Origin of the sequence: Microbacterium testaceum StLB037, assembly GCF_008763945.1 — a bacterium.
Taxonomy (GTDB): Bacteria; Actinomycetota; Actinomycetes; order Actinomycetales; family Microbacteriaceae; genus Microbacterium; species Microbacterium testaceum_G.
On record NZ_VTQH01000003.1, the window covers coordinates 568,280 to 590,683 of the forward strand.

Annotated in this window: 25 protein-coding genes; 10 read left to right on the forward strand and 15 right to left on the reverse strand. The window is 70.8% G+C overall.

What is annotated here, in order from left to right:
* The first annotated feature begins 21 nt into the window (after window positions 1–21).
* Together F9B98_RS15085 and hutI are read left to right on the forward strand one after the other, a co-directional pair.
* The gene (locus tag F9B98_RS15085) at window positions 22–1,776 is read left to right on the forward strand and encodes a urocanate hydratase (protein ID WP_150958877.1); all 1,755 of its coding nucleotides are present in this window, start codon (window positions 22–24) and stop codon (window positions 1,774–1,776) included.
* Window positions 1,770–2,984: an imidazolonepropionase gene (gene hutI, locus F9B98_RS15090; RefSeq protein WP_225310373.1), complete on the forward strand. Its 1,215-nt coding sequence runs from the start codon at window positions 1,770–1,772 to the stop codon at window positions 2,982–2,984. Before F9B98_RS15085 ends, hutI begins: the two co-directional genes overlap by 7 nt.
* 147 nt (window positions 2,985–3,131) lie before the next feature.
* Here hutI and F9B98_RS15095 read toward each other — a convergent pair whose 3' ends face one another.
* From F9B98_RS15095 to F9B98_RS15120, 6 genes are all read right to left on the reverse strand, one after another.
* Window positions 3,132–3,596: a SixA phosphatase family protein gene (locus F9B98_RS15095; protein WP_150958879.1), complete on the reverse strand. Its 465-nt coding sequence runs from the start codon at window positions 3,594–3,596 to the stop codon at window positions 3,132–3,134.
* Window positions 3,593–4,534 (reverse strand): arginase family protein, encoded by a 942-nt coding sequence (locus F9B98_RS15100; protein ID WP_150958881.1) that lies wholly within the window; start codon window positions 4,532–4,534, stop codon window positions 3,593–3,595. Before F9B98_RS15100 ends, F9B98_RS15095 begins: the two co-directional genes overlap by 4 nt.
* A complete protein-coding gene (locus F9B98_RS15105) occupies window positions 4,531–4,881 on the reverse strand; it encodes a gamma-glutamylcyclotransferase family protein (RefSeq protein WP_225310374.1) in 351 nt (116 codons plus the stop codon). Before F9B98_RS15105 ends, F9B98_RS15100 begins: the two co-directional genes overlap by 4 nt.
* A gap of 77 nt (window positions 4,882–4,958) precedes the next feature.
* The gene (locus F9B98_RS15110) at window positions 4,959–6,233 is read right to left on the reverse strand and encodes a DUF445 domain-containing protein (protein ID WP_150958885.1); all 1,275 of its coding nucleotides are present in this window, start codon (window positions 6,231–6,233) and stop codon (window positions 4,959–4,961) included.
* Window positions 6,233–7,393 (reverse strand): acyl-CoA dehydrogenase family protein, encoded by a 1,161-nt coding sequence (locus F9B98_RS15115; RefSeq protein WP_150958887.1) that lies wholly within the window; start codon window positions 7,391–7,393, stop codon window positions 6,233–6,235. The genes F9B98_RS15110 and F9B98_RS15115 overlap by 1 nt, the downstream gene beginning before the upstream one ends.
* A gap of 74 nt (window positions 7,394–7,467) precedes the next feature.
* Window positions 7,468–8,220, reverse strand: a complete 753-nt coding sequence (locus tag F9B98_RS15120) for an alpha/beta fold hydrolase (protein ID WP_150958889.1) — start codon at window positions 8,218–8,220, stop codon at window positions 7,468–7,470.
* A 72-nt stretch (window positions 8,221–8,292) separates the two neighbouring features.
* Here F9B98_RS15120 and F9B98_RS15125 point away from each other — a divergent pair, with 72 nt between their 5' ends.
* On the forward strand, window positions 8,293–8,697 hold the full coding sequence (locus tag F9B98_RS15125) for a pilus assembly protein CpaE (protein ID WP_150958891.1): 405 nt from the start codon (window positions 8,293–8,295) through the stop codon (window positions 8,695–8,697).
* Between the two features lie 51 nt (window positions 8,698–8,748).
* Here the strand turns inward: F9B98_RS15125 and F9B98_RS15130 are convergent, their stop codons facing one another.
* Entirely contained in the window at window positions 8,749–9,954 is a 1,206-nt protein-coding gene (locus F9B98_RS15130) for an MFS transporter (protein WP_150958893.1), read from the reverse strand.
* Between the two features lie 386 nt (window positions 9,955–10,340).
* Between F9B98_RS15130 and nrdH the strand changes: the two genes are divergently transcribed.
* The 5 genes from nrdH (at window position 10,341) to F9B98_RS16020 (ending at window position 14,473) form a co-directional block, all read left to right on the forward strand.
* A complete protein-coding gene (gene nrdH, locus F9B98_RS15135; RefSeq protein WP_055838040.1) occupies window positions 10,341–10,574 on the forward strand; it encodes a glutaredoxin-like protein NrdH in 234 nt (77 codons plus the stop codon).
* A gap of 28 nt (window positions 10,575–10,602) precedes the next feature.
* Window positions 10,603–11,043 carry a class Ib ribonucleoside-diphosphate reductase assembly flavoprotein NrdI gene (nrdI, locus tag F9B98_RS15140; RefSeq protein ID WP_150958895.1) on the forward strand — a complete coding sequence of 147 codons (441 nt, stop codon included), beginning with the start codon at window positions 10,603–10,605 and terminating at the stop codon, window positions 11,041–11,043.
* A complete protein-coding gene (gene nrdE, locus F9B98_RS15145; RefSeq protein WP_150958897.1) occupies window positions 11,025–13,181 on the forward strand; it encodes a class 1b ribonucleoside-diphosphate reductase subunit alpha in 2,157 nt (718 codons plus the stop codon). Before nrdI ends, nrdE begins: the two co-directional genes overlap by 19 nt.
* Window positions 13,182–13,219: 38 nt before the next feature.
* The gene (gene nrdF, locus F9B98_RS15150; RefSeq protein ID WP_074696716.1) at window positions 13,220–14,194 is read left to right on the forward strand and encodes a class 1b ribonucleoside-diphosphate reductase subunit beta; all 975 of its coding nucleotides are present in this window, start codon (window positions 13,220–13,222) and stop codon (window positions 14,192–14,194) included.
* Window positions 14,195–14,302: 108 nt separating this feature from the next.
* Window positions 14,303–14,473: a hypothetical protein gene (locus F9B98_RS16020; RefSeq protein ID WP_191966878.1), complete on the forward strand. Its 171-nt coding sequence runs from the start codon at window positions 14,303–14,305 to the stop codon at window positions 14,471–14,473.
* A gap of 9 nt (window positions 14,474–14,482) precedes the next feature.
* Here the strand turns inward: F9B98_RS16020 and F9B98_RS15155 are convergent, their stop codons facing one another.
* Genes F9B98_RS15155 through F9B98_RS15165 form a run of 4 tightly spaced genes read right to left on the reverse strand, consistent with a single transcriptional unit; the run spans window position 14,483 to window position 17,769 of the window.
* Window positions 14,483–15,406: a nucleoside hydrolase gene (locus F9B98_RS15155; protein ID WP_191966881.1), complete on the reverse strand. Its 924-nt coding sequence runs from the start codon at window positions 15,404–15,406 to the stop codon at window positions 14,483–14,485.
* Window positions 15,403–16,218: a PfkB family carbohydrate kinase gene (locus tag F9B98_RS15160; protein WP_263641784.1), complete on the reverse strand. Its 816-nt coding sequence runs from the start codon at window positions 16,216–16,218 to the stop codon at window positions 15,403–15,405. The genes F9B98_RS15155 and F9B98_RS15160 overlap by 4 nt, the downstream gene beginning before the upstream one ends.
* A gap of 32 nt (window positions 16,219–16,250) precedes the next feature.
* Window positions 16,251–16,736: a hypothetical protein gene (locus tag F9B98_RS16025; RefSeq protein WP_191966904.1), complete on the reverse strand. Its 486-nt coding sequence runs from the start codon at window positions 16,734–16,736 to the stop codon at window positions 16,251–16,253.
* 7 nt (window positions 16,737–16,743) lie between these two features.
* Window positions 16,744–17,769 carry an FUSC family protein gene (locus F9B98_RS15165; protein ID WP_150958901.1) on the reverse strand — a complete coding sequence of 342 codons (1,026 nt, stop codon included), beginning with the start codon at window positions 17,767–17,769 and terminating at the stop codon, window positions 16,744–16,746.
* Between the two features lie 365 nt (window positions 17,770–18,134).
* Here F9B98_RS15165 and F9B98_RS15170 point away from each other — a divergent pair, with 365 nt between their 5' ends.
* Window positions 18,135–18,599 (forward strand): DUF3817 domain-containing protein, encoded by a 465-nt coding sequence (locus F9B98_RS15170; protein ID WP_150958903.1) that lies wholly within the window; start codon window positions 18,135–18,137, stop codon window positions 18,597–18,599.
* Between the two features lie 42 nt (window positions 18,600–18,641).
* Here the strand turns inward: F9B98_RS15170 and F9B98_RS15175 are convergent, their stop codons facing one another.
* From F9B98_RS15175 to F9B98_RS15185, 4 genes are all read right to left on the reverse strand, one after another.
* The gene (locus F9B98_RS15175; RefSeq protein WP_150958905.1) at window positions 18,642–19,223 is read right to left on the reverse strand and encodes a hypothetical protein; all 582 of its coding nucleotides are present in this window, start codon (window positions 19,221–19,223) and stop codon (window positions 18,642–18,644) included.
* A gap of 76 nt (window positions 19,224–19,299) precedes the next feature.
* Window positions 19,300–20,403 carry a class I SAM-dependent methyltransferase gene (locus F9B98_RS15180; protein ID WP_150958907.1) on the reverse strand — a complete coding sequence of 368 codons (1,104 nt, stop codon included), beginning with the start codon at window positions 20,401–20,403 and terminating at the stop codon, window positions 19,300–19,302.
* A 53-nt stretch (window positions 20,404–20,456) separates the two neighbouring features.
* On the reverse strand, window positions 20,457–20,606 hold the full coding sequence (locus tag F9B98_RS16030) for a hypothetical protein (RefSeq protein ID WP_013585971.1): 150 nt from the start codon (window positions 20,604–20,606) through the stop codon (window positions 20,457–20,459).
* A gap of 24 nt (window positions 20,607–20,630) precedes the next feature.
* Entirely contained in the window at window positions 20,631–21,437 is an 807-nt protein-coding gene (locus F9B98_RS15185) for an EI24 domain-containing protein (protein WP_150958909.1), read from the reverse strand.
* 98 nt (window positions 21,438–21,535) lie between these two features.
* Here F9B98_RS15185 and F9B98_RS15190 point away from each other — a divergent pair, with 98 nt between their 5' ends.
* Window positions 21,536–22,366 carry a hypothetical protein gene (locus tag F9B98_RS15190; RefSeq protein ID WP_150958911.1) on the forward strand — a complete coding sequence of 277 codons (831 nt, stop codon included), beginning with the start codon at window positions 21,536–21,538 and terminating at the stop codon, window positions 22,364–22,366.
* The last annotated feature ends 38 nt before the right edge of the window (window positions 22,367–22,404 follow it).

Sequence of the window (22,404 nt, forward strand, 5' to 3'; positions counted from 1 at the left end):
CCCGATCGAAGGAGATCCGCCATGACCGACACCACCACGACCGGCGCGGCACCGGTCGACACGACGCCCGAAGCCGCCGCCCCGGTGACCGAGGCCGTGACGGGATCGCCCGCCGGGGGCCCGGCATCCGCCCCCCGCTCTCCGATCCGCGCGGCCCGCGGCTCCGAGCGCACCGCGAAGAGCTGGGGCGCCGAGGCCGCCAAGCGCATGCTCATGAACAACCTCGACCCCGAGGTCGCCGAGCGGCCCGACGACCTCGTCGTCTACGGCGGTACGGGGAGGGCCGCGCGGTCGTGGGCGGCGTACGACGCGATCGTGCGCACCCTCGACGAACTCGAACCCGACGAGACGCTGCTCGTGCAGTCGGGCAAGCCGGTCGGCGTGTTCCGCACGCACGAGTGGGCGCCGCGCGTACTCATCGCCAACTCGAACCTCGTGGGCGACTGGGCGACGTGGCCCGAGTTCCGCAAGCTCGAAGAGCTCGGCCTGACGATGTACGGCCAGATGACCGCCGGGTCGTGGATCTACATCGGCACGCAGGGCATTCTGCAGGGCACGTACGAGACCTTCGCGGCCGTCGCCCGCTCGCTCGGTCGCGAGTCGCTCGCGGGCACCCTCACCCTCACCGCCGGGTGCGGAGGCATGGGCGGAGCGCAGCCCCTCGCCGTCACGATGAACGGGGGAGCGGTGCTCATCGTCGACGTCGACCGCACGCACCTCGACCGCCGAGTCGCCCACGGGTACCTCGACGAGGTGGCCGCCGACCTCGACTCCGCGATCGAGCGGGTGAGCGCCGCACGCGAGACGGGTGAGGCGCTGTCGGTCGGCGTCGAGGGCAACGCGGCCGAGGTCTTCCCGGAGCTGCTCGCCCGCGGCATCCGGATCGACATCGTCACCGACCAGACCAGCGCGCATGACCCGCTGTCGTATCTGCCGGTCGGCGTCTCGGTCGACCAGTGGCAGGCCGAAGCCGCTCGCGACCCCGAGGAGTTCACCCGCCGCTCGCGCGAGAGCATGGCGGCGCATGTGAGGGCGATGGTGGAGTTCCAGGATGCCGGGGCGGCGGTGTTCGACTACGGAAACTCGATCCGCCGCGAGGCGGAGCTCGGCGGGTACGACCGCGCGTTCGCGTTCCCGGGATTCGTCCCCGCGTACATCCGCCCGCTGTTCGCCGAGGGCAAGGGGCCGTTCCGCTGGGTCGCGCTCTCGGGCGACCCCGAAGACATCGCCAAGACCGACCGGGCCGTCGCCGAACTCTTCCCCGAGGATGCGGCGCTGCACCGCTGGCTCGACAAGGCGGGGAAGCAGGTGCAGGTCGAGGGACTCCCCGCGCGCATCTGCTGGCTCGGCTACCAGGAGCGCCACCTCGCCGGCCTGAAATTCAACGAGATGGTGGCCTCGGGCGAGCTATCGGGACCCATCGTCATCGGCCGCGACCACCTCGACTCCGGATCCGTCGCCTCGCCCTACCGCGAGACCGAGGCCATGGCCGACGGCTCCGACGCCATCGCCGACTGGCCCCTGCTCAACGCGCTGCTCAACACCGCGAGCGGAGCGTCGTGGGTGTCGATCCACCACGGCGGCGGAGTCGGGATCGGCCGCAGCATCCACGCGGGACAGGTGTGCGTCGCCGACGGCACCGCCCTCGCCGCCGAGAAGCTCGCCCGCGTGCTCGTCAACGACCCCGGTACCGGGGTCATGCGCCATGTGGACGCCGGGTACGACCGCGCGCGCGAGGTCGCGGCGGAGCGTGGCCTGACGGTGCCGATGTGGTGAGCGCTCCCGCGCTGACCGGTCGCGGCTCGTTCCTGCTGACGAACGTGGGCGAGCTCACCACCAACGTCGCCGTCGAGGGTGACCCGTGCGGGACTGTGCTCGACGCGGCCGTGCTCGTCCGGGACGGACGCGTGGCGTGGGCGGGGCCCCGGGAGGAGATTCCGGATGCCGCCGCCCGCGGCGCCGGCGAGCAGATCGAGGTGGTCGACGCCGGGGGTCGCGCCGTGATCCCCGGCTTCGTCGACAGCCACACGCACCTCGTGTTCGGCGGCGACCGCGCGGAGGAGTTCGCCGCGCGCATGGCGGGAGAGCGCTATGCCGCGGGTGGCATCCGTACCACGGTCGCGGCGACCCGGGCGGCATCCGACGACGACCTCCGCGAGCGGTTGCGTGCCCTGGTCGCCGAGGGTCGCGCGCAGGGGACGACGACGCTCGAGATCAAGACCGGGTACGGCCTCGACGTCGGCACCGAGACCCGTCTCGCGCGGCTCGCGGCCGAGGTGACCGACGAGGTGACGTTCCTCGGCGCGCACGTCGTCGCACCCGAATTCGCCGGGCGAGCGGACGAGTACGTCGACCTCGTGGTCGGCGCCATGCTCGACGCGGTCGCCCCCCACGCGCGGTGGGTCGACGTCTTCTGCGAGACCGGGGCGTTCTCGCCCGCTCAGAGCCGGCGGGTGCTCGAGGCGGGCCGGGCGCAGGGGCTCGGCATCCGGGTGCACGGGAACCAGCTCGGGTACGGCGACGGCGCGGCCCTGGCGGTGAGCCTCGGTGCGGCGGCGGTCGACCACTGCACCTTCCTGTCGGACGACGACGTCGCCGCGCTCGCCGCCTCCGACACCGTCGCGACCCTGCTGCCGGGCGTGGAGTTCTCGACCCGCCAGCCCTACCCCGATGCGCGGCGCCTGCTCGACGCGGGCGCCACGGTGGCGCTCGCGAGCGACTGCAACCCCGGCTCGAGCTTCACGAGCTCCATGCCCCTGATGATCGCCCTCGCGGTGCGCGAGATGGGGATGACCCCGGCCGAGGCCGTCTGGGCCGCCACGGCCGGGGGTGCGCGGGCTCTCCGTCGCACCGACGTCGGCGTGATCGAGCCCGGTGCGCGGGCCGACCTCGTGCTGCTCGACGCCCCCTCGAGGGTGCACCTCGCCTACCGGCCCGGGGTGCCGCTCGTGCGGCGCGTGTGGAAGGACGGCGTGGAGAGCTGACGATCCGCCGTCGCGAGCGAGCCGAGGGTCGCTGTGGTTCGGGGGACGGCGACCCGAGGGTTGCCGTTGTTCGGGGAGGGCGACCCGGGGGCTGCCGTGGCTCAAGGGAGGGCGACCCGAGGGTCGCCGTTGTCCGGGGGAGGGCGCCTAGGGCGTGAGCAGCTCGAACTCGTCGGGCGGGGTGGCGTCGACGTCGTCCCACGTGCCCTCGTGCCACGTGAAGATCGCCACGGCGCACGTCACCATCCGCTCGTCGCGATCGGCGAGGCGCGACACGAGCGCGCTCATGCCCGGGTCGTGGGCGACGACCATGACCTCGTCCACCCCGGCGGCGCGCGCCGCGGCGAGCAGCTGGGCGGGCTCGGCGAGATAGAGCTCGGCCTGCTCGGTGATCTCGGCATCGAACGCCCGCGCGAACGCGTCGGCGGTCTGCCGGGCGCGCAGCGCGGTGCTGGAGAGGATGACCTCGGGGCGAACGCCCTTGCGCACCACGGTCCGCGCCATGGCCGGGGCGTCGCGCCGGCCGCGGTCGTTCAGGGGGCGGTCGTGGTCGTCGACGCCCTCATCGGCCCAGTCCGATTTCGCGTGCCGCGCGAGAACGAGTTGGATCATCGTCTTTCCGCCAATCCTGCCAGGAGCTCGAGTACGCACAGCGCGGCCAGTCGCACGGTGCGGGCGTCGGGGGCGTCTGCCGTGGCATCCACTTCGACGATGTCGGCGCTGATCACGCCGGAGTCGCGGGCAAGACCGCGCACGAGGCCCCGGAGCTCCCACGCGGCGAGTCCGCCCGGAACGCTCGCGGGGCAGCCGGGGGCGACCGAGCGGTCGCACACATCGACGTCGATATCGAGGTGGATGCCGGCGGGCGGGGTGCCCGCGGGGTCGGGGCGGGGCCCGTCGCTGATGGCGTCGAGAGATGCTCCTCCCGCCACCCGCAGGGCCTCAGCCACGACGTCGTCGATGCCGCGTCGGCGGACCTCGTCGAGAGTGATGACCGTGATGCCGGCGTCGAGAGCGCGCTGCGCGTACGCGGCGGAGTTGGCGAAGTCGGCGATGCCGATCTGGACGATGCGGCGCGGGTCGAGACCGTCGGCGATCAACCGGCGCACGGGGGAGCCGTTCGACTCGCCGTCGCGCAGGTCGAAGTGCGCGTCGAGGGTGATGAGCCCCCGCGCTCCGCGGCCCTGCGCGACCGCGTAGGTCGCGGAGTTGTCGCCGCCGAGGGCGATGACGAGTCCGGCGGCGGACAGGTTCTCGACGGACGCGCGCACGCGTGCCTCCCCCTCGCGGCCGTCGGGCTCGTCGACGTCGCCGGCGTCGACGATGCGCAGCGCCGCGTTCAGATCGAGCGGCGGAGGACCGAGCAGGGTCGGGGAGTAGCGGCGGAGCGCGTCGCGCACGGCGGCGGGGGTCTCACCCGCCCCCGTCGGTGACAGGGACGTGCGCCAGGCGGGGACGCCGAGCAGAACGGCATCCGGGATCGTCGTCGCGTCGGGCGCGGGCCAGTCTCCGGCGCGCGGCCAGAGGGGATCGACGGACAGGGCGCTCATGCGGCCACGTACACCCAGGCGCGGATGCCGCTGGCGAGCAGCACGGAGGCGCGCCGGTACAGCGACACCTCGTACTCGTCGGCGGCGTCGATCTCTTCGGGAGTAAGGTGCAGCACGCGGCCGAACACGCGGTCGTTCGGGTCGTCGGTGCGTCGGAGCATCGGGTAGCGGTCGTGGCCCGAGAGATGTGCGACGCGTTCGTCGGCGGCGTCGATCCACTCGAGGCGGTACCCGGCCAAGACGTCTTCGGTTCCGTCGACGCGGTGACCGAAGGTGTCGAGCTGAACCTCGGCAAGCTGCAGCTTGGCGTAGCTGAAAAGGGCCTCGGTGCCCGAACCGACTGTCACGCGCACCAGGCTACTCACGTGCCGGAGGCGCGGGGCGGCACGACGTGCGAGGTTCCGGCCAGGAAGTGCGCGAACCGTCATGATCCCCAGACCAGATGGGCGACGGTGAAGATGACGAGGCCCGCGAGAGCGCCGACGATCGTGCCGTTCAGGCGGATGTACTGCAGGTCGCGGCCGACCATGAGCTCGATCTTCTCGGTGGTTTCTTCGGCATCCCACCGTTCGACGGTGTCGGTGATGATCGAGGCGATGTCGTGACGGTAGCGCCCCACGACGAACACCGCGGCGTCGGTGACCCAGCCGTCGACGCGCTTCTGCAGGACCTCGTCTCGCTGCAGGCGCCCGCCCACCTCGGCGAGGGTCGCAGAGGCGCGTCGGCGCAGCGCGCTCTCGGGGTCGGCGAGCGATCGGAGCAGCCCGGCCTTGGCGGTGTTCCAGGCGTCGGCCGCCAACTGGCGGACGCGCGGGCTGTCGAAGACGGCCGCCTTCGCCTCTTCGAGGCGCATCATGGTGGCGGGGTCGTGCTGCAGGCTGTCGGCGAGACGGCCCAGGTAGCCGTCGATCGCCCCGCGGGCCTGGTGGTTCGGGTCGGCGCGCACGGCATCGACGAACTGCACGGCCTCGCGGTAGACGGTGTCGTCGACGAGGCGGGCCGCCATGCCGGGAACCCACGAGGGCAGGCGCCGCGAAACCAGGCCCTGGAACGTGTCGCGGTTGTTGCCGAGCCACACGGCGATGTTGTCGAGGGCGAGGTCGACCGCACCGTGATGGGCGCCCGAGCCGACGACGCGTTCGAGCCAGCCACCGATCGAGGGACCCCAGTCGGGGGCGAGGAGGTGCTCGCGCGCGAGGTCTTCGATGAGGCCCTGCACGTCGTCGTCGCTGAGAGCGGTGAGGATGCTCGACGCGAGCGTCGCCCCCTCGGCGGCGACGCGATCGGCGTGTGCGGGGTCGGCGAGCCAGGCGCCCGCGCGCGCCGACAGCGGGGTCGACTCGAGCTTGGTACGCACGACATCGCCCTCGAGGAAGTTCGTCTCGACGAATTCGCCCAGCTGCCGGCCGATCTCGTCCTTGCGACGCGGGATGATCGCGGTGTGCGGGATGGGGAGCCCGAGCGGGTGGCGGAACAGCGCGGTGACGGCGAACCAGTCGGCGAGGGCGCCGACCATTCCGCCCTCGGCGGCCGCGCGGACGTACTGCAGCCACTCCACCTCGCGCTGCAGGGCGAACGAGATCGCGAAGACCACGGCCATGGCGATCAGCGCGCCGAGCGCGACGCCCTTCATCACGCGCAGGGCGCGACGACGCTCCTGATCGGCGGGACTCAGCGCCGAGGTCGGCGTGCGCGCCATCAGTCGGTCACCGGTCCGAGCCAGGCGGCCGCGGCGGTCGAGTGCGCCGACTCGGAGTCGGAGGGGTGAAACATGCCGGCCAGCACGTCGCGGTACAAGCGGCTCAACTCGTTGCGCGAGAAGTACGCCGAGCCGCCGCCCACGAGGATGGCGTCGTCGACGACGGCTTTCGCCATCGCGACCGCGCGGTACTTCACCCCCGACAGCAGGCTGAACCAGCGCCCGCCGTGGTCGGCGAGGGAGTCGACGTCGGAGGCGAGAGCCGCCAGCTGCGGGGGAAGCGCGTCGTAGGCGAGCGCCATGTCGGCGATGCGCCAGCGGATGTCGGGATCGTTCGAGTACGTCGTCCCGGTCTTCTTCGACCGGCGCGAGGTCGCGGCCTCGACGGCGAGGTCGAGCGCGCGCCGCGCAATGCCGGTGTACACCGACGCCAGCAGGATCTCGAAGACCGCGAAGATGCCGAACACGAGCGGGTCGGGCTGCGGGCCGGGGTCGATGCGTCGCACGACGCGGTCGGCGGGAGCGTGGGCCCCGCGCAGGTCGGTCGTGCGGCTCTGCGTGCCCCGCATGCCCAGGGTGTCCCAGTCGTCGTGGGCGACGACGTCGTCGCTGCGGTCGAGGAAGGCGAACACCATCTTGGGGCCGTCGGGCGAGGTCTCGTCGAGCCCGTGCACGCCGAGGTGGTCCCACACCGGCGAGAGGGACGTGAAGATCTTCGTACCCGTGAACGTGTAGCCGCCCTGGCCGTCGGGGCGCGCCTCGGTGTCGCTGCCGAAGAGCACCAGGTCGTTGCCGGCCTCGCTGATGCCGAACGCGAAGACCTCGCCCGCCGCCGCGCCCCGCTGGACGTGCTCGAGATCGTTCATCCCGCGGTCGCTCAAGACCTTGGCGACGCCCGTCCAGACGAGGTGCATGTTCACGGCCAGGGCCGTCGCTGGAGCCGCGCCCGCCAGACGCTGCTGCAGCACCGACGCCTCGGCGAGACTCAGTCCCGCGCCGCCGAGCTCGGAGGGCACCAGGGTGCCGAGATACCCGGCCGCCCGCAGCTCGTCGAGGTCGTCGTGCGGGAAGGTGTTCTCGCGGTCGTGCACGGCGGCGCGCTCGCGGATGCGCGCGAGCAGGTCGTCGGGCAGGTACCGAGCCGGATCGAACGAGGTCATGGCATCCATTCTGCTCGGCACCTCCGACATTGCGGGCGGGGGTGGCACCGCCCCGCGAAACGGGTACGCGCCGATCAGCGCAGGGCGTCGAGGACGGCCGCGACCGCCGCCTCGGGTCGGTCTCGATGGGGGGAGTGCCCCGCGCCCGGGACCACGCTCATCGTCACGACCGGGTTGCGCAACACCTCGGCCGCGAGCTCGCCCGTGAAGATCGAGTGCACCGCCGGGTCGGCGCCGACCACGTGCGTCGGCACCGTGAGGGAGGCCGCGGCGGATCGCACGTCCCACTCGGGGTTCTGCAGGCTCGTCTGCTCGACGGCCCAGCGGCTCGCCCGCTGCGTGGCCCGCGCCTTCAACTCGACGTCGATCGGATGCCAGTCGGGGTGCGCCGCGCGCACGGCGTCGATGCTCGGGTCGGCGAAGGACTGTTCCTGACTCGCGCGGACGATCTCGCGGTCGCCCGCCGACAGGGTGATCGCCGGGTCGATGAGCACGAGGCGCCGCGTCCATGCGGGGTTCTCCGCCGCCGCGAGCGTCGAGGCCGCTCCGCCGAGCGAGTGCCCGACGACGGCGTCCCACGTCCCGCCACCCCCGGGCGCGGTCCCGAGCAGATCGGCGGCGTACGCCGACAGGCCGTACTCGAGGGCGCGCGGAGCATCGCCGTGGCCGCGGAGGTCGACGGCGACGGCGTGCCACCCCGCATCGGCCAGCGCGACGCCGTACCGCCACATGAGGGCGCCGTCCGAGCCGAGTCCGTGGGCGAGCAACGCCTGCGGGCCGCGAGGGTCGCCCCACGACAGGCGGGGGAGGGTCAGGGGTGTGGGCATGGCATCCATCTTGCTCCGACGGTGTGCACCCCGCCGCGCCGCGCGTCACAGAACGCCCCCAGAATGGATGCCATGATCTCGACCGAGATGGCCCAGGCTCTGCGGGAGGCGGGATTGGTGTGGCATCCGCGATCCGGCGACCGCTTCCAGCTCGACGAGCCGGAGTTCGAGGCCGACGTCTTCACCGTCAGCGACATGACGGTGGAGCCGCGCGAGTACCCCACCGGGCGGATCCTCGCCTTCAACGGCACGACCGAGTGGGCGCTCGACTCGGTCGCCACCGAGGATGCGCTGTGGCTGCCCTCGGAGTCGCAGCTGCGCGAGATGCTGCGCTCGACCTTCCGGTCGCTGCGCCGGCTGTCCGACACGTTCGAGGTCGAGATCTCGATCGGCGGATCCACGCTGGTGTTCGACCACCCGGCCCCCGCCGACGCCTACGCGCTCGCGGTCCTGGAGCTTCTGCGGCGCACGCACTGACCCGCGCATCCGGCGGTTCGGACGAGGGATGCCGGGCACCCCGGCATCCGTTCAGGTGATGGTGTGGACCGGCTCTGTGTCGGGAATCGGGCTCGCGTCGCGGTGGCGGAGATCGGGGAAGCCGCGCACGAAAACCGCGGCGACGACGAACCCGAGCACGGCGAAGCCCGCCGCGGCGAGGTACGCACCGGTCGGACCGACGCCGTCGACGAGGAAGCCCGCGACCGCGGAGCCGGCGGCCGCGCCGATCAGCTGGCCCGTGCCGATCCAGCCGTAGGCCTCCGCCGTCTCGCTGAAGCGCACGCTCGCCGAGGTCATCGCGAACATCACCGCGAGGGCCGGCGCAATCCCTGCGCCGGCGACGAGGAGGGTCGCGCCGATCCACCACGCGTTGAGAGAGAAGACGGTGAGCGTCAGGCCGAGGGCCACGATGGCGAAGCGCCGGGCCATCGCCCAGGGGCCGATGGGGATGTGGCCGAACGACAGGCCGCCGGCGAGGCTGCCGACGGCGAAGACGGCGAGGATGAGGCCGGCCTCGAGGCCGCCGTGGTCGAAGGTGGCGACGACGCCCGCCTCGACGGCGGAGCAGGCGCCGATGAGGAGGAACCCGGTCGCCGTGGCGAGGATGACCGGCGGTTTCGTCAGAACCCGACCGAGGCTGCGTCTACTGCGGGGGATGCGCACGCGCCCGACCTCGGGGCTCAGGATGAACCACGCCCCGCCGCCGAGCAGGATGATCACGACGAGGAGGAGCCCCGGGACGGTGCCGATCTGCGTGGCGACCAGGGTGATGAGCACGGGGGCGAGCACCCAGATGATCTCTTGCAGCGACGCGTCGAGCGAGTACAGCGGGGTGAGCCGCTTGGCGTTGACCATCTTGGGGTAGATGGTGCGCACGGCCGACTGCACGGGCGGGGTGGAGAGCCCGGCGATCAGGCCGAGCACCATGTAGAGGGGGAGCGGCATCTCGATCAGCGCGAGCGTCGCGATCGCCGCCGCGCATACGAGGAGGGTGACCGTGAGCACGCGCCGCATGCCCCAGATGCCCATCCATCGACTCGTGACCGGGCCGGCGACGGCCTGGCCGATGCTCGTGGCCGCCAGCACCAGGCCCGCCGCTCCGTACGACCCGGTGACGTGCTCGATGTGCAGCAGCACGGCGAGGCTGGTCATTCCGTTGGGGAACCGCGCGGTCAACTGCGCGGCGATGATGCGCCCCACGCCAGGGGTTCTGAGGAGTTCGCGGTAGCCGGCCACCGCATAACGCTACAGCCGACCTCTGACATGCGCCGAGGCGTCCGCCGACCGGGTCGGCGCGACACGCCGCGACACGCCCATCGACGATTTCGCCCCTCTGTGCAATGTCGGAACCCCCGTCTACCGTCCGAACTGTGGACAGACGTCGACCGGCGCCGCGAGAACCGCGGAATCGCGGCTGTTAACAGCGATCAGGAAGGGGGTCGATCTGTGGATGAAATCGTGGACAACCTGTGTTGTACATGGGGAGAGACGGTGGAAAATCACACTGATGTAACTACTACCCCTTGTGGTGCCTTCCGATGTCCGTCCCCATATGTAGTATTGAGGTCCCGGCTGGCCCTGCCCGCCCGGACACAGATTTTCCAGGGGAGAGAGAGTACGACATGGCAATCACGGTCTACACCAAGCCGTCCTGCGTCCAGTGCACCGCGACCTACCGCGCACTCGACTCGAAGGGCATCGAGTACAACGTGCTCGACCTGTCCGAAGACCCGTCGGCCCTCGAGCAGGTCAAGTCGCTCGGGTACCTTCAGGCGCCCGTCGTCATCACCGACGAGGACCACTGGTCGGGCTTCCGTCCCGACAAGATCGACGAGCTCGCTTCGCGCCTCGCCTGATCCGGCGACAGGCTCTCAGACCTCCGTCATGAGCACTGTCTTGTCGGCGACCGAGGCTCCGCTGCTGGTCTACTTCTCGAGCGTGTCGGGCAACACCGCACGTTTCATCGAGAAGCTCGGCAAGCGGGCCGTGCGCATTCCGCTCCGGCCGACCGACCCGCCCCTTCACGTCGACGAACCCTTCGTGCTGGTCACCCCCACTTACGGTGGGGGTGCCGGCCGGGGCGTCGAGAAGGGCGCGGTCCCCAAGCAAGTCATCCGGTTCCTCAACGAGGAGCGGAACCGACGCAACATCCGCGGCGTGATCGCCGCGGGGAACACGAACTTCGGCGACGCATTCTGCCTCGCCGGCGACATCATCGCGCGCAAATGCGGGGTGCCGCACCTGTACCGGCTGGAAGTTTTCGGCACCCCCGACGATGTCGAGCGGGTCAACGAGGGATTGGAACGATGGTGGAAGTTGAGCTGACCGACGTGGACTTCAAGACCGAGGCGCGATTCGAGGGCCTGGACTACCACGCCCTCAACGCGATGCTGAATCTGTACGACGCCGACGGCAAGATCCAGTTCGACGCCGACAAGCGCGCTGCCCGCGAGTACTTCCTGCAGCACGTGAACCAGAACACCGTGTTCTTCCACTCGCTCAAGGAGCGCCTCGACTACCTCGTCGAGAAGGAGTACTACGAGCCCACCGTGCTCGCGAAGTACTCGATGGAGTTCATCCAGGAGCTCAATGACCGCGCCTACGGCGCGAAGTTCCGTTTCGAAACCTTCCTCGGGGCCTTCAAGTACTACACGAGCTATACGCTCAAGACCTTCGACGGCAAGCGCTACCTCGAGCGCTTCGAGGACCGCGTCGTCATGACCGCCCTCGCTCTCGCCGACGGCGACCAGCGTCTCGCCGTGCAGCTGGTCGACGAGATCATCTCCGGTCGTTTCCAGCCCGCCACACCCACCTTCCTCAACGCCGGCAAGGCGCAGCGCGGCGAGCTCGTGTCCTGCTTCCTGCTGCGTATCGAAGACAACATGGAGTCGATCGCCCGCGGCATCAACTCCGCTCTGCAGCTGTCGAAGCGCGGCGGCGGCGTCGCCCTGCTGCTGTCGAACATCCGCGAGGCGGGTGCGCCGATCAAGCAGATCGAGAACCAGTCGTCGGGCATCATCCCCGTCATGAAGCTGCTCGAAGACAGCTTCAGCTACGCCAACCAGCTCGGTGCGCGTCAGGGCGCCGGTGCCGTGTACCTCAACGCCCACCACCCCGACATCCTGCGCTTCCTCGACACCAAGCGCGAGAACGCCGACGAGAAGATCCGCATCAAGACGCTGTCGCTGGGCGTCGTCATCCCCGACGTCACGTTCGAGCTGGCCAAGAACGGCGAGGACATGTACCTCTTCTCGCCGTACGACGTCGAGAAGGTCTACGGCAAGCCGTTCGGCGACATCTCGGTCACCGAGAAGTACCGCGAGATGGTCGACGACCCGCGCATCAAGAAGACGAAGATCAACGCGCGCGAGTTCTTCCAGACCCTCGCCGAGATCCAGTTCGAGTCGGGCTACCCGTACATCATGTTCGAGGACACGGTGAACAAGGCCAACCCGATCGCCGGCCGCATCAACATGTCGAACCTGTGCTCGGAGATCCTGCAGGTCAACACGCCGACCACGTACAACGAAGACCTCTCGTACGACACCATCGGCAAGGACATCTCCTGCAACCTCGGTTCGATGAACATCGCCCTCGCGATGGACGGTGGCGACCTCGGCCTCACGGTCGAGACCGCGATCCGCGCTCTTACCGCGGTGAGCGTGCAGAGCCACATCGCCTCGGTGCGCTCGATCGAAGACGGCAACGACCGTTCGCACGCCATCGGCCTGGGCCAGATGAACCTGCACGGGTACCTCGCTCGGGAGCACGTCTACTACGGCTCCGACGAGGGCATCGACTTCACGAACATCTACTTCTATACGGTGCTGTTCCACGCCCTGCGCGCCTCGAACCGCCTCGCGATCGAGCGTGGCACGGCCTTCGACGGCTTCGAGAACTCCACCTACGCCTCGGGCGAGTTCTTCGACAAGTACACCGACCAGGTGTGGGAGCCGCAGACGGCCAAGGCCAAGGAGCTCTTCGCGAACGTCCAGATCCCCACGCAGGACGACTGGCGCGAGCTGAAGGCCTCGGTGCAGGCGCACGGCATCTACAACCAGAACCTTCAGGCGGTGCCCCCGACCGGTTCGATCTCGTACATCAACAACTCCACGAGCTCGATCCACCCGATCGCCTCGAAGATCGAGATCCGCAAGGAAGGCAAGCTCGGTCGCGTCTACTACCCGGCTCCGTTCATGACGAACGAGAACCTGGAGTACTACCAGGACGCCTACGAGATCGGCTATGAGAAGGTCATCGACACGTACGCCGCCGCCACGCAGCACGTCGACCAGGGCCTGTCGCTGACGCTGTTCTTCAAGGACACCGTCACCACCCGCGACATCAACAAGGCGCAGATCTACGCGTGGCGCAAGGGCATCAAGACCATCTACTACATCCGTCTGCGTCAGCTGGCGCTCGAGGGCACCGACATGACCGAGTGCGTCTCGTGCATGCTCTGAGCCGCTGACCACCCATCGATCAAGGACACAGGAACGACATGGCTGAGAAGCTGCAGTTGCTGAACCACGTGCAGGCCATCAACTGGAACCGCATCCAGGACGACAAGGACCTCGAGGTCTGGAACCGTCTGGTCAACAACTTCTGGCTGCCCGAGAAGGTGCCGCTGTCGAACGACATCCAGTCGTGGAACACGCTCACCCCCGAGGAGCAGACGCTCACGATGCGCGTGTTCACGGGGCTCACGCTCCTCGACACGATCCAGGGCACGGTGGGCGCGGTCTCGCTCATCCCCGACGCGATCACCCCGCACGAAGAGGCCGTCTACACGAACATCGCGTTCATGGAGTCGGTGCACGCCAAGAGCTACTCGTCGATCTTCTCGACGCTGTGCTCGACGAAGGAGATCGACGAGGCGTTCCGCTGGTCGACCGAGAACGAGTTCCTTCAGAAGAAGGCGCGCATCGTCATGGACTACTACCGTGGCGATGACCCGCTCAAGCGCAAGGTCGCCTCGACCCTGCTCGAGTCGTTCCTGTTCTACTCGGGCTTCTACCTGCCCATGCACTGGTCGAGCCGCGCCAAGCTCACCAACACGGCCGACCTGATCCGCCTCATCATCCGCGACGAGGCCGTGCACGGGTACTACATCGGCTACAAGTTCCAGCGCGGACTCGAGACGGTCGACCAGGCCCGTCGCGACGACATCAAGGACTACACGTTCTCACTGATGTACGAGCTCTACGACAACGAGGTGGGCTACACGCAGAGCCTGTACGACTCGGTCGGCCTGAGCGAAGACGTGAAGAAGTTCCTTCACTACAACGCGAACAAGGCGCTGATGAACCTCGGCTACGAGGCGATGTTCCCCGCGTCGGTCACGAACGTGAACCCCGCGATCCTCTCGGCCCTGTCGCCGAACGCCGACGAGAACCACGACTTCTTCAGTGGCTCAGGCTCGTCGTACGTCATCGGCAAGGCCGAGGCGACCGAGGACGACGACTGGGACTTCTGAGTTCCAAAGCATCACACGAAGCCCGCCCCGCGATGCGCGAGGGCGGGCTTCGTCGTTCCGGCGCGAGAACAGGCGCCCCTGTCCACCTACGCCCGTACCCTGGACACCATGGCCGATCACGACGAGCGCGACGAGCAAGAGCAGCGCGCCCTGCGCTCGATCGAGGCCATCACCGCCGGCGCGAACATCGGCGACGAGGCCTTCCAGCTCGCGAACGAGTTCACCGACCGTCACACGTCGCGGTTCACGGCGTGGCTGAAGAGCCGCCGCCGCAGCTAGAGCGCAGCCTCAGGCCGGCCACTCCCGTGCCTCGAGCGTTTCGAGCAGCACCTCAGCCGCCGAGCCCTCCATGCCGCGCACCCACCGCTGCGTCGACGACCCGCGCGAAGACACCGTGCGTCCGCGTTCGCCGCGCTCGAGCCGCACCTCGACCTGGCCCGACGCGACGCTGACCCCGCGCAGCACACCCGCCGCCACCATCGCGGCCAGCGGGTCGTGCAGCGCGCAGCGCCGGTCGGGGAAGATCCCGGCGTAGAAGTCGAGGTAGTGCGGCAGCATGCGCGCCAGCGCCTGCGGCACGGCTCCCGGAATCGCTTCGAGACGCACGAGGTCGGCGGCATCCAGGGTCTGGGTCATCGTGACGTCGAGGGGCACGAGCGTGGTGTCCCACTCCTGCGCGAAGACGAGAGCCGCGGCCTCGGGGTCGTTGTGGATGTTCGCCTCGGCCCATGCGGTGACGTTGCCCGAGTGGGCGAAAGCGCCGCCCATGACGACGAGCCGATCGAATCGGGCGACGCCCGGTGCCTCGGCGTATGCCGCGAGATTCGTCAGGGGACCCAGGGCGAGGACGGTGAGATCCGGATGCCGCGCCGCCAGGTGGTCGATCAGCTGGACCGCCCCGCGGGCATCGTGCGCGCGGGCCGACGCGGTCAGGGCGATGCCGCCGAGCCCGTCGTCGCCGTGCACGTGCGGGGCGCCGCCCGCGTAGGCGCGACCGCGGAAGTCGTGGGCGCCGGTCGCGACCGGGATGTCGTCCTCGCCGGCGAGCTCGAACAGCGACAGGGTGTTGGCGGCCGCGCGGGCGGCATCCGTGTTCCCGGAAACCGTCGTGACTCCGACGACCTCGACGGAAGGCTCGGCCAGCAGGTAGGCGAGGGCGAGAGCGTCGTCGATGCCGGTGTCGCAGTCGACGAGGATCGGCCGGCGGTTCACGCGGGGACTCCGTACGTGTCGAGGGCGTCGAGCGCCGGTTGCGAGGCGTCGTCGGCGACGGCGGCCGATCCGACGGCGCAGGCGCGGGCCAGCGCGACTGCTTCTGCGTCGCCCCGGAGGAGCCCGACGACGAGCGCCGCGCAGAACGCATCTCCCGCGCCGACCGTGTTGCGGACGGTGGTGGGAACCCCCGCGGCCGAGGCCACGAGTTCACCGTGGCGGTACAGGCGTGCGCCCTCGGCGCCGAGCGTGAGGCAGAGCAGGGGAGCGTCGTGCACCTCGGGCAGCTGGGCGTACTCGTTCTCGTTGACGATCACGAGGTCGCACCGCTCGAGCACGTCGGCCGGCAGCGGCCGGGCGGGTGCGGCGTTCACCGCGAGGAAGCCCGCAGCGCGCGCGGCGGCCGAGACGACGGCATCCGACACCTCCAACTGCAGCAGCACCGCGGCGCCGGGCTCGATGCCGAGCGCGTCCGCATCGATCGCGGCATTCGCGCCCGCGCACACGACGATCGAGTTCTCGCCCGTCGCGTCGACGACGATCAGGGCGGTTCCGGTCGCGGCATCCGTGGTCTGCACGCCCGAGGCGTCGACCCCGATCGCGGCGAAGCGGTCCCGGATGCCACGCCCCTCGGCGTCGTCTCCCACGGCGCCCACGAGACGCACGTCGGCGCCGAGGCGGGCCGCGGCGACCGCCTGGTTGGCGCCCTTGCCGCCGGGGCCGCGGTCGAGGACGCCGTCGGCGACGGTCTCGCCCGGGCCGGGGGAGCGGAGGACGCGGGCGGTGAGGTCGACGTTGATGGCGCCGACCACGGTGAGTCGAGGAGAGATGAGGAGCCTTCCGATCAGTGCAGCAACAGCTTCGCGACGATGAGCAACGCCGACACCAGCGCCGCGCCCACGGCCGTCACCACGACGACCAGCGGGGAGTACCCGCGAAGGCGCGCCCCGGCCGTGGCGACGACCACGAGGTACGCCATCGCGACGCCGACGCCCCAGAGCAGCGCGGTCGGCAGCGACACCCCGAACGCGACGAGCACGACGACCACGAGCAGCGGCAGGAACGTCACCGACACCATCGGAGCGCTCACGCGCAGGTGGTGTCGGAAGATCCTCGAGGGGCGATCGGGCGAGGTGTCGCCGAGCGTGTAGGCGAAGACGTGTGTGAAGAAGTAGACGACGTTCGTGAGCGCGACCACGAGGATCACGTCGCTCAGGTCGGCATCCCCGAGGCCGATGAGAGTGGATGCCGAGACCAGCGCGCCGTAGCACCCGGCGCTGATGCGTTCGGCGGCGTCGGTCGAGAGGTGGCGCTGGCGTGCGGTGTCCATGGTGCGCTCAGCTTCTCGCGGATCGGCGGCGCAGGCCCGCCGACACGATGGCGACCAGGGTTCCGACCGCGACGCCGATGACCGTCTCGATCACGCGGTCGCGCAGCAGCATCTCGGGGGCGACGGGCGAGGCGAGCGACACCATCAGCAGGGCGAGCGGGGTGATGAACAGCATCGCGATGCCGTAATTGCGCCCGACGAACAGCTCGGCCCCCGCCTGCAGGGCCACCGCGACCAGCAGCACGACCCACGGGGGCAGGTCGAGGGCGAGCAGCCCCGCGGCGATAGCGACACCCAGCAGCGTTCCGACGAGCCGCTGGACGCCGCGGATGAGTCGCGCGGTGACGTGTGCGCCGCCGACGGCGGCGACGGCGCCCACCATCGCCCAGTACCAGTGCGTGCCGATGAGCAAGACCCCGGCGATACCCGCGAGGAGCGCGGCGACACCGACGGTGGCCGTCATCTCCCACGCGACCGAGCCGATCGGGGGGCGTGTGCGGGCCGGGCGCCGCCACGACCCGCGGCGCGCGAGCACGAAGACGGTCGTCACGAGCAGGCTCCACAGCACGCTCGCGCCACCGACCAGGAGCACGGTCAGGAACGTCGCACCGGTGGCCGGGAAGCTCGCGGTGGCTCCCGCGGCGAAGACCGCGAAGAGAGCGCCGGGCGGATGCCACTGGGCCCGGTACGCGAAGAGGGTGACGACCGCGGCGAGCAGGGCGACGACCGCGACGCTGGCGATCGCCGGGGTCGCGAGCGCGGACAGGGCGGTGCCGACGAGCATGCACGACACGAGGACCGAACCCGCTACGGCCTGCATGCGCACGCGGGTGCGGGGAAGGTCGGTGCGCCCGTAGAGCGCGGCGAAGGCCCCGAAGCTCGCGTACACGCTGAGATCGAGCCGGCCGAGTGCCAGGAGCACGAGGAGCGGGATGCCGACGCTCAGCACGGCGCGGACGGCCACGCGGTGATCCCCGCGGTGCGGCCCCACGCGGATGACCCCGGTCCACACGCGCCCCCGGGATTCCGCCACGCGTCCAGCCTACGCTTCGCGCCCAAGGGCAACGGGCGTTTGCGGGCGGGTGGGGCGGGCGCGGTGCGGCGACAGGGAAGGGGAGCGGCTCGGGCGGCTCGGCGCGAGGATGCCGCGGCGTCAAGGCCAAGGCATCCACTCTCCGATCTGATGGAGTGGAGCCATGGATGCCGAACGCCACAAGCAACCGATCGAGCCCGGCCCCGAGCCCGACACGTCGACGGCGGCGGAGGGCGCGAAGTCGGATCCGTCGCTCGAGGAGGACGACCAGCCGATCGAGTGACGCTTCGACGTCGAACGGTGCGCGGGTGACGGGCGAGGCACTTCCGTAGGGTGGGAAGCCCCCGACCCGAACGAGGAGAGACGTGTTCCGCACGCCCCTGACCCTGTTTCGCACGCTCGCGATCGCCGAGGCGATCTCGTGGACGCTCCTGATCGGCGGGTTGATCCTGCGCGCCGTGGCCGACCTGCCGTTGGCGGTGTCGATCGGCGGCGGCATCCACGGGTTCGTGTTCCTCGCCTACGGAGCGACCGCCGTGCTCGTGGCGCTGAACCAGCGCTGGGGGTTGGGCGCGACCGCGCTCGCTGTAGTCAGCGCCGTGATTCCCTACGCGACGATCCCCACCGAGATCTGGCTCCACCGGACGGGGCGTCTGCGCGGAGGATGGCGCCTCGACGACAGCGGCGACCCGCGCGATCGCCGGCCGGTCGACCGGTTGCTGCGGTTCTTCCTCCGCAGGCCCTGGGCGCTCGCGCTCGTGCTCGTCGCGGTGGTCGCCGTCGTCTTCGTCGTGCTGCTCGTCGTCGGTCCTCCCGGCGGCAAGGGCTGACACCACAGCGCTGACGCCCTAGCGCTGACACCCCAGCGCGCTTCAGCGCACGAGGATCCGCACGCTCGCCGGCACGATCCGGCAGGTCGCGGTGAAGGTCTCCACCGACCCCGACAGGGTGGCCGTCGCGCGACCCACGCCGAGGAAGGCCACCGTTCCGCCGCGCGCGTGGACGCTGGGAGACCGGTCGGAGACGTGGCGCATCTCGCCGCCCGAGTGGCTGGCGAAGGAGAGGTCGAGCTCGACGGCGACGATCGGACCTGACTCGGAACTCACCCGCCAGTCGATGGCGGCGAGTCCGCCGCCGCGGCTCGTCATCGTCAGCGTCGCCGAGCCGCACTCCTCCCCGCCGACGGCCTCGGTGCGGAGGGGCTGCGACAGCGGCGTCGTATCGGCGCCGCAGAGATCGATGCCATGGATGCGCGCGTAGCCGCGGCCGTTCTCGGTGATGCTCGAGCAGTCCGCGAGCAGCGGCGCCGCGAGCTCGTCCGACAGGGGGTCGGCACGCACGACTTCGGCCGTGGGGGCGCCGGCGACAGGTGCCGGGGCGACTCCGGTCGCGGCGGCGCAGGCCAGGACGATGCCGGCAGCGACGAGCGCGGGGGCAGCGGTCGACATCCGCACGGCGCACCTCCTCGTCGTCGTCGGACGAAATCTACGCCCCGAGCGGGGCGCGCGCCACGGCTCGACGCGAGGGCGGTCAGCGCTTCGTCGACACCGTGACCGTGAACTTGCGATCCCGGGCGACCTGACGGGTCGGCCCGACGAGCCGCTCGAGCGCCGAACGGTACTGCAGCGACGAGTTCCAGACGGTCCACAGCTCCCCGCCCGGGGCGAGGACCCGCGCCGCGTCGGCGAACATCCGGGGAGCGAGACCCTCGTTGATGGCGGCCCCCGCGTGGAACGGCGGGTTCAACGCGATGAAGGAGGCCGTGGCATCCGGTTGCGATGCGAGCACGTCGTCGCGGACCACGCTCACGCGGTCGGCGACGCCGTTCGCCTCGGCGGTGGCCCGCGCGGAGGCCACGGCGACCGCCGACTGATCGCACGCGATCACGCGGAGGGAGGGATGCCGCACGGCCAGGGCCGCGGCCACGACACCCGTTCCGCAGGCGAGGTCGATGGCGTGCTCGCCGCGCGGGGCGGGAAGGTGAGCCAGCAGCAGACGCGTGCCGATGTCGATCGAGGCGCCCGCGAAGGCTCCGCCGAAGGCACGGATCCGGATGCCGTCGACCTCGGCGGTCTCGGGCTCGGGCTCGGCGCCGTCGCGGGGGCCGCGGGCGATGAGGACGCGGGACTTCTGCCGCGCGTGCGACACGTCGACGCGGTCGAAGAAGCGCCGCAGCACGTCGTTCATCGACACGGCCATGTGCTTGATGCGTCCGCCCGCGAAGACGACGACGTCGGGGTGCGCGTGCAGCGCGATGAGCCCGGCGATGTCGGACAGGGCCTGCAGCGACCGGGGGAGGCGCAGCAGCACGACGCGGGCGCCGGAGAGCAGGTCGGCGCCGAGGGCGTGCGAGGTGAAGGTGTCCTCGAGCTCCGCGTCTCGGGCGTTCGCGGCCAGGGCGCGCTCGCCGAGGAGTTCGTCTTGATGTACCCGGATGCCGCGGGCTCCGGCATCCGCCGCCGCCAGGGTGAGCGCCCCGTAGGAGTCGCCGATCACGACGAGTTCGCCTTCGTCGAGTCCGGCGCGTGCGTCAGCGGATTGGTCGAGGATCAGGCGGTCTACTGCGTCGACGGCCACCAGGTCGGGACCCTCGAGATCGGGGCGGCGACGCAGGGCGTCGAACGAGAAAGGCACCGGACCACGCTACCCGGGGGTGACGTGACGCGGTGCCTGACCGGAGTGCGGGCTCAGCGTGTGCCGAAGTGGAACGGCAGGGCCAGCGAGGCCGAGACGAGGATGATGCCGAGCGCGAAGAACAGCGCGGGAGCGGCAAGAGAGAACGACAGGCCGGTCAGCAGCATGCCGCCGACGAACAGGATGAGCGAGACGATGAACATGAGGATCCCTTCGGTCGCTCCAGGCTATCGTGCCGAGTCCGCGCGCGAGTGCGCCGGAGGGGTGGGTTGCGCGGGCGGTGTGCCGGGGTCGTCGCCCGTTCGCGGCTGGATGCCCAGGGCCGCGTGCGCCCACAGCGTGCTGCCGGCCACGGCGGCGGGCATGACCGCCACCGCGCCGAGGGGGACGAGGAAGCAGAGCTGGGTGGCGACGCCGAAGCCGAGGGTTCGCGCTCGGTGCGTGCGCAGGAGCTGTCTTCTCGCCCGCCGGTCGAGTCCCCGAGCGGAGAGGGCGCGCGAGGTGAGTTCGTCGGCGAGGAGCCACCCGGTCAGGAGGACGCCGGTGACGAACCCCAGGACGCCGCCCACGAGGGGGACGAGGCCGATGAGCCACGCCAGGACGGCGGCGAGGATGCCGCGCAGGATCAGGCGCAGGCTGTCGCCGACGGCCGGCCAGAACCCGTAGTCGGCGTCGGGGACGGAGCCCGTCGCGCTGCGTTCGGTCGCCCGCCAGATGCGGTCGTAGAACGGCTCGCCGACCGCGAGCGTGACGGCGGTGAACGACACGATGACGATCAGCACAGCCGCGCCGAACGAGGCCACGCCGATCGCGGTGCGCAGGGCCGCGGCCCAGAACGGCGCCCAGGTGTCGGCGAAGGGCGTCCATCCGTCGACGAGGTCGGGAAGGACGAGCCCCCAGGTCACCAGCGCTGCGCCGAAGACCACCCCGACCATGGTTCCCGGGATGAGGCCGAGCGCCATCGCCCCGGGCGTGCGGCGCCACTGGCCGAGACCACGGGCCAGGAGGGCGGCGCCGGCGAGGAATTCGCGCATGCCGGGATTCTGACAGACACCCCCGACATCGGCGGTCGAGGTTGCGCTCGCCGTCGGCGCGCCCCGGCGATGTCGGAGGGGGATGCCAGGATGCCGCTATGCGCATCCGCACCACCTCGACGCAACGCACGTACCGGTACGTCCGGTTGGCGCTGATCGGCGCGACGGTGTTCCTCGCCGTCGGGGTCGGCATCGAGCTCGCACGCGGTGACGGCCTGTTGTCGGTGAGTGCGTCGTACTACACCCCGGCGGGACCGGTCTTTGTGGGGGCTCTCAGCGCGATCGCCCTCGCCCTCCTCGCGTTGTCGGGGCGGAGTCTCGAGCAGGGGCTGCTCGACGTCGGGGCGGTGCTCGCCCTCGTCATCGCCTACGTGCCGACGACGATCTCATCGGCTGCCTGTCCCGTGGGGACGCGGTGCGTGCCCCCCGAGGTGCGGGCGACCGTGGCCGACAACGCCGTGGCGGTGGCATCCGTCGTCCTTCTGGGGGTGGTCGCGGCCGTGGTCCTCGCCCGGGTGCAGGGCACGGCGAGTCGTGGGGTGGCGCTCACCGTCGGCGTCATCGTCGTGCTCGTCACCGGGGGAGCGGTGTGGGCGGTGCTCGCCCCCGACGTCTTCCTGCTGTGGGCTCACGAGGTCGCGGCGGTGATGTTCTTCGTGCTGATCGCGGCGGTGGCCGCCCTCGCGGCGTGGCGACCGCGGCGCAGCGGACGGCTGCGTCGGGGAGTGCGCATCGCTTACGCGGTGGTGGCCGGGGGCATCGTCCTGACGCTGCTGTTGCTCGTGGTCGGCGTCGTGGCCGGGGTGGAGCGGTGGGGGTTTCCGGTGGTCGTCGTCGGCGAAGCGGTCGCGCTCGCGCTGTTCGCGGTGTTCTGGCTCGTGCAGACGGTGGAGCTCTGGAACGAGGTTGACCCGACGCTCCGGGAATAGACCCCGGGAGCCAGCGTTGACTTGATACGACGGCGCTC